The sequence below is a fragment of the Pantoea sp. GM_Pan_4 genome (genome assembly GCF_026541005.1).
GTDB classification, from domain to species: domain Bacteria; phylum Pseudomonadota; class Gammaproteobacteria; order Enterobacterales; family Enterobacteriaceae; genus Pantoea; species Pantoea dispersa.
On the sequence record NZ_JALNUZ010000001.1, the window covers coordinates 892,319 to 908,195 of the forward strand.

Sequence of the window (15,877 nt, forward strand, 5' to 3'; positions counted from 1 at the left end):
CTGCGCCGTAGTTGCACGTATCAGACAGCCCCGCAAGAATAGCCCCCCTGATTCCTGCGTGCCAGATCCCAGCTTAAAAAACGCCTTTTTGCGATAAGTTATGCATGTTTCTGCTATGCACTCTGGCACAAGCGGCATAAAGCACGACTAATATCTGGCAATAAAGGGCAAAATGCAGAATAAAAAGTGGTGGACCTGAAATGAAAACTGCCGCAAAAAGCGGCAGTTAGCAGGAGGGGAAAATCAGTGCAGCATGCTGTGGCTGCTGACGCTCGGCGGACGCTCCTCGTCTTCGCCCATCATCAGCAGATGATTGGCGAACGCTTCCATGATCACCATCGAAATTCCCTCTTCGCTCTGCTTCATGAAGTGGGTGAACTGACCAAAGGTGATGCCGGCGCTTACGCTGATTGACTGGCAGACAATCAGCTTCGGCAGGTTGTCATCCTGTATATCGATAAAGGCTTTCACCGTCAGCGAACTGGCATTGATTTGCGACAGTTCACCAACCAGCGGGATCAGCGCGGTGGGCTTTACTTCTGCCAGCGCCGAGAAGAGGATAACGTTATCCACCAGGTCGATTTTCGCGTCAAACACCCCGTCAAAATTCTGCATATGCGGCAGATGCAAAGCCTGGCAGGCGTCGCATTCGAACCAGGTGATATTTTGTTGATCCAGCCAGCGACGTAGCATGTCGATGTCAGGAACGACCAGTGAATCCATCGTTGTATCCTGTGGGGTGAATAAATAAGCGCCTTAGCTTACGGAAAAATGGCTGCAGATGCCACGAAAACCGCGCAAAAGCGCGGTTCAGCCCCCGGTTTTCGGACGATAACCGGGACAGGCGTGCTGCTCAATCCAGCGGATCATCATGGCGGCAATGTCTAAACCGGTGCTGCCTTCGATGCCCTCCAGCCCCGGAGAGGCATTGACCTCCATCACCAGCGGACCCCGGTTGGCGCGCAGAATATCCACGCCCGCCACGGCTAATCCCAGTGTCGTGGCCGCTTTGACCGCGATCTCGCGCTCCTGATCGGTAATGGTGACGGCGCGGGCGCTGCCGCCGCGGTGCAGATTAGAGCGGAAATCGCCCTCTTTCGCTTCCCGCTCAATCGCCGCCACCACCTCGTCACCAATCACCAGGCAGCGGATGTCGCGCCCACGCGCCTCTTTGATGAACTCCTGCACCAGAATATGCGCATTGAGACCGCGAAACGCATCGATCACGCTCTCTGCCGCCTGGCGGGTTTCCGCCAGCACCACGCCGATCCCCTGCGTCCCCTCCACCAGTTTCACCACCAGCGGCGCGCCGCCGACCATGGCGATCACATCCTGCGTATCATCCGGCGACGAGGCAAAGCCGGTAACCGGCATGTCGATGCCCTCGCGCGCCAGCAACTGCAGCGAGCGCAGCTTGTCGCGTGCACGGGTAATGGCCACTGACTCGTTGAGCGGATAGCTGCCGAGCATCTCGAACTGACGCAGCACCGCCGTACCGTAAAAGGTGGTGGCGGTGCCGATGCGCGGGATCACCGCGTCAAAATGGCCGAGCGCCTCACCGCGATAGTGCACCGCCGGCGAGTCGGAATTGATGTTCATGTAGCAGGAGAGCGGATCGATCATCTGCACCTGATGGCCACGCGCTTCCGCGGCTTCACGCAGGCGTTTACAGGAGTAGAGCGCGCCGTCACGGGTGAGAATGGCCATCTTCATTGCAGCGGTCCCTGTGCTTAGCGCGTTGCCCAGCCCTGCTGATGCAGGTAATCCAGCATGAACGGTCGCGTTTCTTTAATGATCAAACGCTGAATCAGTTCACTCCAGTTTTCCGAGCGCTGATTGCTGTCGCGCTGCTGATAGTAAGCGGTGATTTGCTGGTCATATTGCGCCAGCACTGCTTTATCCAGCGGCTGGTAGCGGTTTTCATGCACCAGCATCGCCTGCGGCATGCGCGGCTTGACGTCCGGTGACGCGTCGGGATGGCCGATGCAGAAACCAAACAGCGGCAGCACAAACTTCGGCAGCCCCAGCAGCTCCGTCACCTGCGCGATGCTGTTGCGAATGCCGCCAATAAACACGCCGCCTAAACCGAGCGATTCCGCAGCCACCATGGCGTTCTGCGCCATCAGCGCGGTATCGACACAACCCAGCAGCAGCTGTTCGGCACGGCCCAGCTGGGCCTCAGGGCAGATTTGCTGGTGGCGGTTGAAGTCGGCGCAGAATACCCAAAACTCCGCTGCGGCGCTGACCCACGGCTGGCCGCCGGTGAGCTGCACCAGCTGCTCGCGCAGGGCGCGGTCGGTGATACGGACAATGGAAGAACATTGTAAAAAACTGGAGGTCGAGGCCGCCTGCGCCGCAGCGATAATCGCGCTGCGCTGGGCGTCATCAATCCCCTGCTCAGTAAAGGCGCGAATGGAACGGTGGCTGCAAAGCAAATCAATAGTCGGCGTCATAATCCTCTCCGGTTACTTCTTTTTGTGGTTGTGATTGAACAACTGCGGTGCCATCGCCTTTGCGGTGCGCCACATCATCAGCCACGCTGCCGGCAACATCAGCGCAATGCCGAGGAAAAACAGCAGCGTTGCCAGCGGTTTTTTCGCCATGAATGCCGGTGCCGCCAGCCAGTCGTTGACCAGCAGCAGCGCGCCAATCACTGCCAGCACGCCCAGCGCTTCCAGCAGTAGCACGGGTTTGGGCAACGTCGCCAGATTACGCATGGTTCAGAGCTCCTCAGTGTTCATCTGTTTCTGCTGCAGGTGATACCCGAATACTGTAGTACGGCATTGTGACCGGGTATAGACAGCGCGCATTAGAGTAACAGGCAATTTCTGCTTTTCTTAAGCAGGATGGGCGGGCATGATGTGACGCATTATTCACGCTGTGATGTGAGACAAGTCACAAAACAGCAGCGGAAGGAGAGAAGCAATGATTGCAGTGATTTTTGGCCGTTCCAGCTGCCCTTACTGCGTACGAGCAAAAGAGTTAGCCACGAAGTTAACCAGCGAGCGCGACGATTTTAATTATCAGTACGTCGATATCCAGGCGACCGGCATCACCAAAGCCGACCTGGAAGCGCGTGCCGGCAAACCGGTTTCTACCGTGCCGCAGATCTTCCTCGACGACCAGCACATCGGTGGTTACACCGAATTTGCGGCGTGGACCAAAGAAAACCTCGGCATCGAAGCCTGACCTGACGGGCCTGCGGGCCCGTCTTCGCTTCACTCAGCTGGTGCGCATCGCCAGCATAATGCGCAACAGGCGCACCAGCAGCGCACCGCACCCCGCCCAGAATAGAGCACTCAGGCTCCACGCCGTCACCAGCAGCAAGCTGTGCGTCATCGGCATCACCAGCCACACCCACATCATGCCCAGCAGCGTCCCGCCCAGCGCGATCCACAATGTACCGATCAGCGGACTGTCCGGCTGCAGCAGCGCCATCACGATGCCCGGCAGCAGAAACAGCAGCAGTTCCGGCTGTCCACGCACCGCCTGCGTCGCGGCGGCGGACCAAAAATGATGTGCAAAAATAAACACCAGCGTATAAAGCATCACGCCCAGAACCGATGCTGGCCAGCGATTATTGCGCTGCAACATACTTCTCCTCAACTTTGACGTTAACAATATTGAAACTTTTAACTGCCCTGATGCGCTTACGTGGAAATAAAAAGAAACAGCTGAAGGCAGAAGGAATGAAAACTGCTGATAGCTGAGGGTGTTAATTATGATTAGAATGGCGCCGCTTTATGTGGGTCACAGATTAAGAACATTCGGTGACCGGGCCGTGCACTGCCGTCACAAGATAGCGAAAAAATCCCCTCCCATCAACCCGTTACAGGTAAATAAGAAGTTAAACCGTGAACATTAACGTCGCAGAATTGTTAAGCGGAAATGACGTTCTGTTATTATTTGTCGTATTAGCCCTCGGCCTGTGCCTGGGTAAATTACGCCTTGGCTCCGTACAACTCGGTAATTCTATTGGTGTGCTGGTGGTTTCGCTGATTCTGGGTCAGCAACACTTCGCGATTAATACTGACGCTTTAAGTCTGGGCTTTATGCTGTTTATTTTTTGTGTCGGGGTGGAAGCCGGTCCCAACTTTTTCTCCATCTTTTTCCGCGACGGTAAGAACTATTTCTTTCTGGCGATCGTCATGGTGGTCAGCGCCCTGCTGATTGCGCTGACGCTCGGCAAACTGTTTGGCTGGGATATCGGCCTCACCGCCGGCATGCTGGCCGGCTCGATGACCTCAACGCCGGTGCTGGTGGGCGCAGGCGATACGCTGCGGCAAAGCATCAGCGACACGCAGCTGCTGGGTCGCATGCAGGATAACCTCAGCCTGGGTTACGCCCTCACCTATCTGATTGGGCTGGTCAGCCTGATTTTCGGCGCACGCTACCTGCCGCGCCTGCAGCATCAGGATTTGCCGACCTGCGCCCAGCAAATCGCGCGCGAGCGCGGTCTGGATGCGGACAGCCAGCGTAAAGTGTTCCTGCCGGTGATTCGCGCCTACCGCGTTGGTCCGGAGCTGGTTGAGTGGAGCGGCGGCAAAAACCTGCGCGAGCTGGGGATTCACCGTCAGACCGGCTGCTACATTGAGCGCCTGCGGCGTAACGGCATTCTCGCCAGCCCGGACGGTGATGCAGTTTTGCAGCTCGGCGACGAAATTTCTCTGGTGGGCTATCCGGATGCCCATGCGCGTCTCGACGCCAGTTTCCGTAATGGTAAAGAGGTGTTCGATCGCGATCTGCTCGACATGCGCATCGTCACCGAAGAGATCGTGGTGAAAAACCACAACGCGGTGAATAAACGCCTGAGCCATTTAAAACTGACCGATCACGGCTGCTTCCTGAACAGGGTGATTCGCAGCCAGATTGAGATGCCGATCGACGACAGCATTATGCTCAACAAAGGCGATGTGCTGCAGGTGAGCGGCGAAGCGCGCCGGGTGAAAAGCCTGGCCGATCGCATCGGCTTCATTGCTATTCACAGCCAGATGACCGATCTGCTGGCGTTCTGCGCCTTCTTTATCATCGGCCTGATGATCGGCATGATCACCTTCCAGTTCAGTAACTTCAGCTTTGGCCTGGGCAACGCCGCCGGGCTGCTGTTTGCCGGCATCATGCTCGGCTTCCTGCGCGCCAACCACCCGACGTTCGGCTACATCCCGCAGGGCGCACTGACCATGGTGAAAGAGTTTGGCCTGATGGTGTTTATGGCCGGAGTTGGCCTGAGCGCCGGCAGCGGGCTGCAGCACGGTCTCGGCAGTGCGGGCGCGCTGATGCTGCTGAGCGGCCTGCTGGTGAGTCTGTTACCGGTGGTGATTTGCTATCTGTTCGGCGCTTACGTGCTGCGTATGAACCGCGCGCTGCTGTTTGGTGCCATCATGGGCGCACGCACCTGCGCACCGGCCATGGAGATCATCAGCGATACCGCGCGCAGCAGCATTCCGGCGCTCGGCTATGCCGGCACCTACGCCATTGCCAACGTCTTGCTAACGCTGGCGGGGACGCTAATCGTCATCATCTGGCCGCTTTTGCCTGTTTAAAAATATTTTTACACGCGTCAGAACTAATCGGACGCGATGCAGTCTGAATAAGTGCCACTGCTTTTCTTTGAAATCCCCAAATTGAGGAGCCCGTTAGCCTTCTGCTAGCGGGTTTTTTTATGCCTGCCGCGCGCGCCCTTAAGGTTTCCCTAAGCGTGATTTGCCACCCTGTGACTCTGGTTTCGCTATTTGCAAATATTCATGCAACTTTCATCAAAGTTAAACACTCCAACAACCCGCAGTGAGATTCGGAGCGCGGCTATTTATTCTCTGTCCGCGCGCTTCTACGCTATCAACCTTATTTTGCTGGCAATTCTGGCGCTGGCGTTTCTGTGGTGGTCGCGCCACGAAAGCCTCGACATCGCCATCAGCCAGCGCTGGTTTGATCCGCTCACCCGGCGTTTTCCGTGGCAGCACAACCGCTGGCTGGATCTGATTAACCATCGGCTGATGAAGGATGTGATTATCGCTGGCGCGGTGCTGCTGTTACTGCGCGGTCTGCAACAGCGCGACGCCCGACGTGTGCTGGTGGTCCTGCTGTTTGGTATGGGGCCGCTGGTGGTGGGCATGCTAAAGGCGCACAGCGCGCACTCCTGTCCGTGGGATTTGGCGCTGTTCGGCGGCAATGCCGCGAGCTTTCCACTGCTGGCGGCGGTGCCGGCCAACAGTGGCCCCGGCCAGTGCTTTCCGGGCGGCCATGCTTCCAGCGGCTTTGCGCTGATGGCGCTGTTTTTTTTGTGGTGGCCGGAGCGTCCACGCCGCGCGCTGCTGGCGCTGGCAGTGGGTATCGCCTGTGGCCTGCTGATGGGCTATGGCCAGGTGATGCGTGGTGCGCACTTTTTCTCCCACAATTTGTGGGCGGGCTGGTGGGTGTGGCTCAGCCAGCTGCTGATTTTTGCCGCAATTTCTTTTTGGGTAAACAAGACGAGGACGAGGAAACGTGATGGAAGCTCTTAACCACACCCTCTTTTTATGGATTAACGCCACGCCGGATTCACCCGCGTGGCTGCTCAGCCTGGCGACCTTTATCGCCAAAGATGTGATTGCGATTGTGCCGTTGCTGATTGTCGCCCTGTGGCTGTGGGGACCGCGCGATCAGCTGCAGTCGCAGCGCGCGCTGGTGCTGAAAACCGGCATGGCGCTGATTTATGCGCTGAGCATCTCCTGGTGCGTGGGCCAGCTACTGCCACACCCGCGCCCGTTCGCCATTGGCTTCGGTCACCAGTTCCTGTCACACGCTGCTGATGACTCCTATCCCAGCGATCACGGCACCACGATTTTTACCTTCGCGCTGGCGTTTATTTTCTGGCACCGTCTGTGGTCCGGGGTGGTTTTGCTGGCGATTGGCAGCGCTATTGCCTGGTCACGCGTGTATCTCGGCGTGCACTGGCCGCTGGATATGCTGGGCGGTTTTCTGGTGGGGTTGCTTGGCTGTCTGGCTTCGCATCTGGCGTGGCAGCTGTACGGTCAGCGCATGCTGGCGCTGACGCATCAACTCTACCGCGCCCTGTTCGCGATGCCGATTAAAAAAGGCTGGGTGCGCGGATAAACTCAGCCGGCAGGCGGGTTAGCCACGGGCTGACCCGCCGTCCTGAGATTAACTGAACCACTTACCAAACCAGCCGTTGAATTTCATCATAATGAAATCCCAGATGCGGCCAACAAAGCCGGCTTCCGGTACATCCTCCATCGCCACCAGCGGACGCTGCTCAATGGTTTTGCCATCCAGCTGGAAATCGATAGTGCCTACTACCTGGTTCTTTTTCAGCGGCGCTTCCAGCTGCGGTGCGTTGAGGGTAAAGCTGGCCTTGAGATTTTTCATCTGCCCTTTCGGGATAGTGATCGCCGCATCCTTCGCCACGCCGAGGTTGACCTGGCTGTTTTCGCCAAACCACACGCGCTGCTGGGCAAACGGTTTATCCGCTTTAATCGGCGTAACGGTTTCATAGAAACGGAAGCCCCACGTCAGCAGCTTCTCACTCTCGCGGAAGCGAATGGCATCGGTCTGCGCGCCCAGTACCACCGAAATCAGGCGCATATCGCCGTCCACCGCTGAAGCAACCAGATTATTGCCCGCCCCCGAGGTATGCCCGGTTTTGATGCCGTCAACCTTGAGGTTGCTGCTCCACAGCAGGCGGTTGCGGTTCATCTGTTTGATATTATTGAAGGTAAATTCTTTTTCGCTGTTCAGCGCATACTCTTCCGGCACATCACCAATCAGGCGCTGGCCGATAATCGCCATATCACGAGCGGTGCTGTACTGGCCTTCGGCGTCCAGACCGTGCACCGTCATGAAGTGGGTGTTTTGCAGGCCAAAGGCTTTAACGTAATTGTTCATCAGGCCAATAAAGGCATCCTGACTGCCGGCGACATAGTCCGCCAGCGCGATACAGGCATCATTCCCCGACTGGATCACCACGCCCTTATTCAGTTCCGAGACCGGGATGCGATCGCCCGGCTTGAGGAACATCAGCGACGACCCGCGCAGTTTCGGATTGCCGGTGGCCCACGCATCCTGGCCGATGGTCACCATGTCGTTACTGGTGATTTTGCCGGATTTCAGCGCCTGGCCGACCACGTAGCTGGTCATCATTTTGGTCAGACTGGCGGGATCAAGACGCTGGTCGGCATTGGACTCTGCCAGCACTTTACCGCTGCTGTAGTCCATCAGAATCCAGGCCTTTGCCTCAATCTGCGGTGCCGCGGGTGCCTGCTCGGCCTGAGTGGTGACAGGGACGAAAAGCAACAATAATGAACTGGCCGCCAGTGGCCGCCAGACTGAAGTCAGGGATGTTTTTCTCATGAGCGTGACCCAATTGTCCTTGTAAAATCACGGATTTGTGCAGGTAAGACATGTCTTACCAAACGCTAACGGTTCACGCCGGTGAAAAAAACCGCCAAACCGTAAAGTTTTTTAGAGTTTGTTAGAGTAACCCTGGCATTAAGGCCGCTGCGCTGCCAGTGCGCGGGCGTCAGGGCAGAGGAAAAATTGCGAGAAATTCCGAATTTTCGCAGAACAGTTAAGCCAGTCACAAAATTCCGCTAACCTGATGCCAGTCAGCCCGAGGAGAATCATGATGGACTTAGCCGTTTTCGATCTTGATGAAACCCTGATTTGTGAAGACAGCACCAGCCTCTGGCTGCGCTGGCTGGTTTCGCAGGGGTTTGCACCGGAAGAGATCATTCGTCAGGAGCAGGCGCTGATGGCGCAATACCACGCCGGCAGCCTGTCGATTGAAGAGTACATGCGCACCACGCTCTCACCGCTCACCGGCATGGCGACGCTCACCGTCGCAGGCTGGGTGCGGCGCTTTATTCATCGCGATATCCTGCCGCGCGTCTTTCCCGCCGCGCGCGAACGCATTCAGTGGCATCAGCAGCGTGGCGACACGGTAATGATTATTACCGCCAGCGGCGATCACCTCGCCGTGCCGATTGCGGAACGGCTGGGCGTACACGGCGCGCTGGCGATTGGCGTGGAAGTGGTCGATGAACGCTACAGCGGTGAGATTTACGGCACCGCCACTTACCGTGAAGGCAAAGTTTCACGACTCAGCGACTGGCGAGCGCTGCAGCAGGATCGACGCTTTGAGCGCACCTGGGCGTACAGCGATTCGATGAACGATCTGCCGCTGCTGTCGCATGCCGATCATGCATGGGTGATTAACCCGGATGCGCTGCTGCAGCAGGAAGCGCAGCAGCGCGGCTGGCAGGTGTGTAACTGGGTGCGCTGATTAACCGCGCGCGGCGCTGGCGGCATCCGCCAGCCCGACTTTCAGCAGCTTGCCATTGGCCTCATCGGTCAGCACATACAGATAACCATCCGGCCCCTGGCGAACATCGCGGATGCGTTCGCCACGGTCACCCAGCAGCCGCTGCGCCTCTTCAACCTTCTCGCCGTTAACGCGCAGACGGATCAGACTTTTATCTTTCAGCGCACCGATAAACAGCGAGTTTTTCCACTGGGGAAAGCGCGCGCTATTGTAAAACGCCATGCCGCTGATGGCCGGCGATTGCTGCCAGTAAAACAGCGGCTGCTCAGTGCCGGCAACGGCGCTGCCCTGCGCTTCCGGCACTTTCTGCCCACTGTAATCAATGCCATACGTCGCCAGCGGCCAGCCGTAATTTTTGCCCTTCGCCGCCAGATTCACCTCATCGCCGCCGCGCGGGCCGTGTTCACTCTCCCACATCTGCTGCGTCCACGGATTGAGCGCCAGCCCCTGCGGGTTGCGCACGCCGTAAGACCAGATCTCCGCGCGTGCGCCCTGACGATGGTTAAACGGATTATCCGCCGGCACCTTGCCGTCCTGCGTCAGACGGACAATCTTGCCCGACAGTTTGTCCAGCTGCTGCGCGCTGCGGCTGGCAAAGTTATCGCCGAACGCGATGTACAGATAGCCCTGGCGATCAAACGCCAGCCGCGTGCCGATGTTGGCACCGCCGGAGAGTTTCGGCGTTTGCTCCAGCACCACCTTAAAATCCTGCAGCTGACGGAGATCTGCGCTGAGCGTGCCGTAACCCACTACGCCGCCCGCGCGGCCGGTGTCATCGGCGGTGGTATAACTGAGCCACACCCGACGGCTTTGCGCGAAGTCCGGCGCCAGCACCACATCCAGCAGACCGCCCTGGCGGTTGGCCCACACGTCGGGTACGCCGCTAATCGGCTGCGATAGCCCCCGGCCCGGCTGCCAGCTGCGCAGCTGTCCGGAACGTTCGGTAATCAGCAGGGTTTGCTGGTCGGGCAGAAACGCCACCGACCACGGATGATCGAGCTTGTCCTGTAACACCTGTACCTGGACATCAGCCGCCAGCGCGGTAAAGGAACCGCTGAGCGCGCCAGCCAGCAGCGCAACACGCCATAAACGCATGGGATTCTCCTTTTCACAGTCTGCCGTTAAGGGTAGTCAGCCAGTAAGAAAGGATGTGCAGGATTTACAAAACATTAAGCCCGCCGCAGTGGCCGGGCTTGTAGCAGGCAGGATTATTCGAAGCAGGTTTCCGGGTTTTCCGACAGTGAAATGAAGGATTCACCGCCTTTGGTCAGGGCAATAATGCCGCCGCTTTCAATATCATAAACCCAGCCGTGCAGGCGCAGCTTACCTTTGCGCAGCGCGACCGAAACGGAAGGATGCGTTTTGATATTGTTGAGCTGGGCAATCACGTTCTCTTTCACCATTTCGTTGAGGCGTTTCTCGACCGATTCGTAGTTGCGCTCTTCCACCACCGCTTTTGCCGCATTGGCGTAGTGCAGCCAGTGGTCAACCGCCGGCATGCTCTCGAGATCGGCGTTGGACGCAATCGCGTTCATCGCACCGCAGTTGGAGTGACCACAAATGATAATTTCGGTTACGCCCAGCGCGACCACCGCATACTCAATGGTTGCCGACACGCCACCCGGCTCCGGACCAAACGGCGGGACGATATTACCGGCGTTACGGATCACAAACAGCTGGCCCGGCTCCGACTGCGTCACCAGCTCTGGCACCAGACGGCTATCCGAACAGGAGATGAATAAAGCTTTAGGATTCTGGTTGGACGCCAGACTCTTGAAAAGATCCTTCCTTTCAGGAAACACATTCTGTTGAAAATTCAGAAAACCTTTGACGATCTCTTGCATTTGTCTGCTCTCACATTATCCACTTCAGCCCCGGCAGAGAGAAACTCACCGCTGGCGCGCTTTAAAATTCTGTAATGTCGATAATAACTTACAATTACCAACCCGATATTTAAGCAAAATCGACCCGCTTGCACAACCCGGATGTCCGCCATGCTCACTAAGCGTACACCAAACAAAATGTTGCGCCAGGTAAACGCCCTGCCCTTATATATAAGATTATTAGATTGACAATATTAGATTTACTCTTTATTTTCTAATTATCCCTTGCAGGGATGGCAGGTGAAAAGAGGTGCATTGTGGTTGAAGTATCCTGGTCTAAACGTGCCCTGAAACACCTGATGAAGATCGACAAACGCTATCAAAAAAGCATCTTTGAAAAGACATCCCAGCTGATCGCCTTTCCGGCCGTCGCCCTGGACATCAGGAAGCTGCAGCAGAGTGATAATCGTTACCGTCTGCGGGTGGGCGATTATCGGGTTATCTTTGCGTTGATAGAGGGAGAGCCTGTCGTTCTTGAGATTGTAGAAGTTGCACGCAGAACCTCTCATACTTACTGATACTCTGCGGGGGAAACCCCGCAGCTATGTACCTGATGACATTGGCCGCGACCTGACGCTACCCGGATAACGTATGTCAAAACAGTATATTTATGATGAAGCAGGCGAACCGCAATTCGTGGTTCTGCCTGTCGCGGAGTATGAAAAGCTGCTTTCAGATGCGGAAAGCAACTGGACAACCCTCGCAATTGAAGCGGATGAACATGATGATGAAACCGTGCCGCATGACGTGGTTGGCATTATGCTCAGCCAGGATATCAGTCTGCAGGCGGCCTGGCGTGTTTACCGTAACCTCTCGCAGCAGTATGTTGCCGAACAATTAGGGACCACGCAAAGTGCAATTTCCCAACTGGAACGCAAAGAGAGTAAACCACAGAAAAAAACGCGCGAGCGCTTAGCCCGACTCTACAGCTGCCGTCCGGAACAATTATTGCTGTAATTCCCCCGGCCACCGTTTGCGTGGCCTTTTTCTCTGATTTCGACAGCGCTTCCCTATACATTTTCCCCGTCAACCTCTGTACAATCGCGCTCCTGTCCACCTTAATTATGATGAATTTTTATCCTTATGAGCCATGTCAAAAATCCGCCGCGTGTAGGCTTCGTCTCTCTCGGCTGCCCAAAAAACCTCGTCGACTCTGAACGCATCCTGACGGAGCTGCGGACAGAAGGCTACGACGTGGTGCCACGCTACGATGATGCGGAGATCGTCATCGTTAACACCTGTGGATTTATTGACAGTGCCGTACAGGAATCACTGGAAGCGATTGGTGAAGCGCTGAACGAGAACGGCAAAGTGATCGTCACCGGCTGCCTCGGCGCCAAAGTGGATCAGATCCGCGAAGTGCATCCGAAAGTACTGGAGATCACCGGCCCGCACAGTTACGAGCAGGTGCTGTCGCACGTGCACACTTACGTGCCAAAACCCGAGCACAACCCGTTCCTCAGCCTGGTGCCGGAACAGGGCGTGAAACTGACGCCGCGCCACTACGCTTACCTGAAAATTTCCGAAGGCTGTAACCATCGCTGCACCTTCTGCATCATCCCGTCAATGCGTGGCGATCTGGACAGCCGTCCGATTGGCGCAGTACTCGATGAAGCTAAACGTCTGGTGGAAGCGGGCGTAAAAGAGCTGCTGGTGATCTCGCAGGACACCTCCGCGTACGGCGTCGATGTTAAACACCGCACCGGTTTCTGGAACGGTTCGCCGGTGAAAACCAGCATGGTCAGCCTGTGTGAGCAGCTGGCGAAACTCGGCGTCTGGGTGCGTCTGCACTACGTTTATCCGTATCCGCACGTGGATGACGTGATCCCGCTGATGGCCGAAGGCAAAATCCTGCCTTACCTCGATATTCCACTGCAGCACGCCAGTCCGCGCATCCTGAAGCTGATGAAGCGTCCGGGCGCGGTTGAGCGCACGCTGGAGCGCATCAAACGCTGGCGTGAAATCTGTCCGGAGCTGACGCTGCGTTCCACCTTCATCGTGGGTTTCCCGGGCGAAACCGAAGAAGATTTCCAGATGCTGCTCGACTTCCTGCGTGAAGCGCGCCTCGATCGAGTTGGCTGCTTCCAGTACAGCCCGGTTGAAGGCGCCACGGCTAACCAGCTGCCGGATCAGGTTCCGGACGACGTCAAGCAGGCGCGTTTTGATCGCTTCATGCAGCTGCAGCAGCAGATCTCCGCAGAGCGTCTGCAGGAGAAAATCGGTCGCGAGATTCTGGTGATCATCGATGAAGTGGATGAAGAAGGCGCGGTCGGCCGCAGCATGGCCGACGCCCCGGAAATCGACGGTGCGGTGTACCTGAATGGCGATCGCCAGGTGAAGGTCGGCGAGGTGGTGCGGGTCAAAGTCGAACACGCCGACGAATACGACCTGTGGGGCACGCGCGTTTAACCGTACTTTTGCTGGTGCGCTTTTTTGCGCGCCAGATAATCGTTATCGGCGCGCAGCCGGTCCCAGCACGCTTTGAACACGGCCGCCGCAGCGGCCTTTTCTTTTTCTACCGTACGCGGCAGCTCTTTGCCGTCGGCACCGTATTTCCGTCCGCCCTGATGATTGCTGTAGCGGCGCGCGCGGGTGTAACCCATCTGAATAAATTTGCGCGCCATATCCATACCGACAAAATCATCCTGCGCGCGATACGCCTCGAACAGCTGCATGATTTTTTCTGATGACTGCTGCGCCAGCTCGACGGTGCGAAAGCGCCAGTGCGGCAGAATTTCGCTCTTATAAGGTTCCACCATCAGCACCCCCTGCTCGCCGCGCCCGACCTGATACAGCTCCGGATGCTGACGGAAGTCGAGCTGTTTAAAATCCTGCTGGTAATTGAAGGGTTTCATCCCCTGGCCTCCTGTCCGTAACCATTACTGCGGTGAATTATTTCGCTGCCGCACTTTAGTGATGCTTTTTTCCACCGATAACATAACTACCGGCTCATTTGCTAAGAGATGCTCACATGTTCAACAAGATGAAAATTGTGACCGCCATTGTGGTTATTCTGGTGGTATTCACAGCCATGCAGGCCATATCCGGCTCGCTCTTTTTCTCCTCGCTGCGCGCGGGACAACATAATTTCACCGCCAGCAATCAGTTGTCTCATCAGCAGCGCGAGCTGGGCGACGGCTGGCAAACGCTGGTGAAAACCCGCGTCACCATCAACCGCGTGGCGATCCGTATTCTGAAAAATCAGACTGACGAGCAGTCGCTGGCGGCGATCAACAAGCTGCTGCTGGCAGCCGGTGCCTCGCTGGAAGCGGCGCAGCAGCACTTCAATCAGTATAGAAGCTATCCGCGCATCGACGGCCAGAGTGCGTCGACCGCCGATCTGATCGACAATAAATTCAAAGCGTTTGCCGCGCTGCTGCAGCAGTCCGCCGTGTTTCTGAAAGCCAATAACTACGCGGCCTACGGCAACCTCGATGCGCAGCAGGCGCAGGATGAACTGGAACAGGCTTATCAGCAGTGGCGCGATGAAAACATGCAGCTGATTAATCAGCGCAGCCTGCAAAATGACAGCAACTATCAGCAGGTGCTGATCATGATTGCCGTCATCGCGCTGGTGGTGGTGCTGATGGTGGCGGCGGTATGGACGCTGGTACGCCGCGTGCTGCTGGCACCGATGCAGCAGGTGCAGCAGCAGATCGAGCGCTTTGCCGAAGGCGATTTGTCAGCCAGCCTGCAGGTGGCAGGCCGCAGTGAAATGGCGGCCATTGCCGCCAGCCTGAATCATATGCAGCAGGCGCTGCTTGGTACCATTAATAACGTGCGCGACAGCGCGGATGCCATTTTTGGCAGCGCCAGTGCCATCGCCAACGGTAATAACGATCTCTCGGCGCGCACCGAACAGCAGGCTGCCTCACTGGAAGAGACCGCCGCCAGCATGGAACAGCTGACCGCGACCGTGAAGCAGAATGCTGACAACGCGCGTCAGGCCACGCAGCTGGCGAAAACCGCGTCGGACACCGCCGATAAAGGCGGTAGCGTGGTGGAAGGCGTGGTGAAAACCATGCGTGACATTGCGGACAGCTCGAAAAAAATCGCCGACATTACCAGCGTCATCGACGGTATCGCTTTCCAGACCAACATTCTGGCGCTTAACGCCGCGGTAGAAGCGGCGCGTGCCGGTGAGCAGGGGCGCGGTTTTGCGGTGGTGGCGGGCGAAGTGCGCAACCTGGCCCAGCGCAGCGCGCAGGCGGCGAAAGAGATCAAACTGCTGATTGAAAACTCCGTGCAGCGCGTGGACCTCGGTTCGCAGCAGGTCAGCAGCGCTGGCGATACCATGCAGGAGATTGTCAGCGCGGTGACGCGCGTCACCGATATCATGGGCGAGATTGCCTCTGCCTCCGATGAGCAGAGCCGCGGTATCGACCAGATTGGCCAGGCGGTGAATGAGATGGATCGCGTGACGCAGCAGAACGCCACGCTGGTGCAGGAATCGGCCAGCGCCTCGGCATCGCTGGAGCAGCAGGCCAGCCGGCTGTCATCAGCGGTGGCACGGTTCAACACCGGCGCCCGCCCGCCTGCTGCGGTAACCGAGCGGGTGGTGAAACCGGTGCTGCCCGCCCCGACCCGCGCCCTGCCCGCGGCGGTGAGCCACGGTAACGATAACTGGGAAACGTTTTGATGCGCTGAAGTGTTAATAAAATCAATGACCTGAATAAGG

The 15,877-nt window shown here is 57.2% G+C and carries 18 protein-coding genes; 9 read left to right on the plus strand and 9 right to left on the minus strand.

Going from position 1 to position 15,877, the window contains the following annotated elements:
* Positions 1-243: 243 nt before the first annotated feature.
* The 4 genes from OXR61_RS04345 to OXR61_RS04360 all read right to left on the minus strand — a co-directional run bounded on the left by OXR61_RS04345 (position 244) and on the right by OXR61_RS04360 (position 2,717).
* Positions 244-723, minus strand: a complete 480-nt coding sequence (locus OXR61_RS04345; RefSeq protein WP_021508382.1) for a YbjN domain-containing protein — start codon at positions 721-723, stop codon at positions 244-246.
* 87 nt (positions 724-810) lie between these two features.
* Complete coding sequence (gene rimK, locus OXR61_RS04350; protein WP_021508383.1) at positions 811-1,713, minus strand: 30S ribosomal protein S6--L-glutamate ligase; 903 nt, start codon at positions 1,711-1,713, stop codon at positions 811-813.
* Positions 1,714-1,730: 17 nt separating this feature from the next.
* Positions 1,731-2,453, minus strand: coding sequence for an oxygen-insensitive NADPH nitroreductase (gene nfsA / locus OXR61_RS04355; protein ID WP_021508384.1), 723 nt, complete (start codon positions 2,451-2,453; stop codon positions 1,731-1,733).
* Between the two features lie 12 nt (positions 2,454-2,465).
* The gene (locus OXR61_RS04360; protein WP_021508385.1) at positions 2,466-2,717 is read right to left on the minus strand and encodes a DUF1418 family protein; all 252 of its coding nucleotides are present in this window, start codon (positions 2,715-2,717) and stop codon (positions 2,466-2,468) included.
* 208 nt (positions 2,718-2,925) lie between these two features.
* Between OXR61_RS04360 and OXR61_RS04365 the strand changes: the two genes are divergently transcribed.
* Entirely contained in the window at positions 2,926-3,189 is a 264-nt protein-coding gene (locus OXR61_RS04365; RefSeq protein ID WP_010618314.1) for a GrxA family glutaredoxin, read from the plus strand.
* 33 nt (positions 3,190-3,222) lie between these two features.
* Here the strand turns inward: OXR61_RS04365 and ybjM are convergent, their stop codons facing one another.
* Entirely contained in the window at positions 3,223-3,594 is a 372-nt protein-coding gene (gene ybjM / locus OXR61_RS04370; protein WP_021508386.1) for an inner membrane protein YbjM, read from the minus strand.
* Between the two features lie 260 nt (positions 3,595-3,854).
* On the opposite strand from ybjM, the gene OXR61_RS04375 reads away from it, so the two are divergent.
* The 3 genes from OXR61_RS04375 (at position 3,855) to ybjG (ending at position 7,092) form a co-directional block, all read left to right on the plus strand.
* Positions 3,855-5,543, plus strand: a complete 1,689-nt coding sequence (locus tag OXR61_RS04375) for an aspartate:alanine antiporter (RefSeq protein WP_021508387.1) — start codon at positions 3,855-3,857, stop codon at positions 5,541-5,543.
* A 201-nt stretch (positions 5,544-5,744) separates the two neighbouring features.
* Positions 5,745-6,500 (plus strand): phosphatase PAP2 family protein, encoded by a 756-nt coding sequence (locus OXR61_RS04380; RefSeq protein WP_071813614.1) that lies wholly within the window; start codon positions 5,745-5,747, stop codon positions 6,498-6,500.
* Positions 6,487-7,092 carry an undecaprenyl-diphosphate phosphatase gene (gene ybjG / locus OXR61_RS04385; protein WP_021508389.1) on the plus strand — a complete coding sequence of 202 codons (606 nt, stop codon included), beginning with the start codon at positions 6,487-6,489 and terminating at the stop codon, positions 7,090-7,092. Before OXR61_RS04380 ends, ybjG begins: the two co-directional genes overlap by 14 nt.
* 48 nt (positions 7,093-7,140) lie before the next feature.
* On the opposite strand, the gene OXR61_RS04390 is transcribed toward ybjG, so the two are convergent.
* Entirely contained in the window at positions 7,141-8,346 is a 1,206-nt protein-coding gene (locus OXR61_RS04390) for a serine hydrolase (protein WP_031279863.1), read from the minus strand.
* 274 nt (positions 8,347-8,620) lie between these two features.
* Between OXR61_RS04390 and OXR61_RS04395 the strand changes: the two genes are divergently transcribed.
* Positions 8,621-9,277: an HAD family hydrolase gene (locus OXR61_RS04395; protein WP_021508391.1), complete on the plus strand. Its 657-nt coding sequence runs from the start codon at positions 8,621-8,623 to the stop codon at positions 9,275-9,277.
* On the opposite strand, the gene OXR61_RS04400 is transcribed toward OXR61_RS04395, so the two are convergent.
* Positions 9,278-10,411, minus strand: a complete 1,134-nt coding sequence (locus OXR61_RS04400) for a PQQ-dependent sugar dehydrogenase (protein ID WP_021508392.1) — start codon at positions 10,409-10,411, stop codon at positions 9,278-9,280.
* 113 nt (positions 10,412-10,524) lie between these two features.
* Positions 10,525-11,160, minus strand: a complete 636-nt coding sequence (locus tag OXR61_RS04405; protein ID WP_021508393.1) for a carbonic anhydrase — start codon at positions 11,158-11,160, stop codon at positions 10,525-10,527.
* Between the two features lie 296 nt (positions 11,161-11,456).
* On the opposite strand from OXR61_RS04405, the gene OXR61_RS04410 reads away from it, so the two are divergent.
* From OXR61_RS04410 to rimO, 3 genes are all read left to right on the plus strand, one after another.
* A complete protein-coding gene (locus OXR61_RS04410) occupies positions 11,457-11,717 on the plus strand; it encodes a type II toxin-antitoxin system RelE/ParE family toxin (protein ID WP_031279864.1) in 261 nt (86 codons plus the stop codon).
* A 73-nt stretch (positions 11,718-11,790) separates the two neighbouring features.
* Entirely contained in the window at positions 11,791-12,156 is a 366-nt protein-coding gene (locus OXR61_RS04415; protein WP_021508395.1) for a helix-turn-helix transcriptional regulator, read from the plus strand.
* Between the two features lie 126 nt (positions 12,157-12,282).
* Entirely contained in the window at positions 12,283-13,608 is a 1,326-nt protein-coding gene (gene rimO, locus OXR61_RS04420; RefSeq protein WP_021508396.1) for a 30S ribosomal protein S12 methylthiotransferase RimO, read from the plus strand.
* Here rimO and OXR61_RS04425 read toward each other — a convergent pair.
* Positions 13,605-14,054, minus strand: coding sequence for a DUF4385 domain-containing protein (locus tag OXR61_RS04425; RefSeq protein WP_021508397.1), 450 nt, complete (start codon positions 14,052-14,054; stop codon positions 13,605-13,607). The genes rimO and OXR61_RS04425 overlap by 4 nt on opposite strands.
* A 116-nt stretch (positions 14,055-14,170) precedes the next feature.
* Between OXR61_RS04425 and OXR61_RS04430 the strand changes: the two genes are divergently transcribed.
* The gene (locus OXR61_RS04430) at positions 14,171-15,838 is read left to right on the plus strand and encodes a methyl-accepting chemotaxis protein (RefSeq protein WP_021508398.1); all 1,668 of its coding nucleotides are present in this window, start codon (positions 14,171-14,173) and stop codon (positions 15,836-15,838) included.
* Positions 15,839-15,877: the final 39 nt, after the last annotated feature.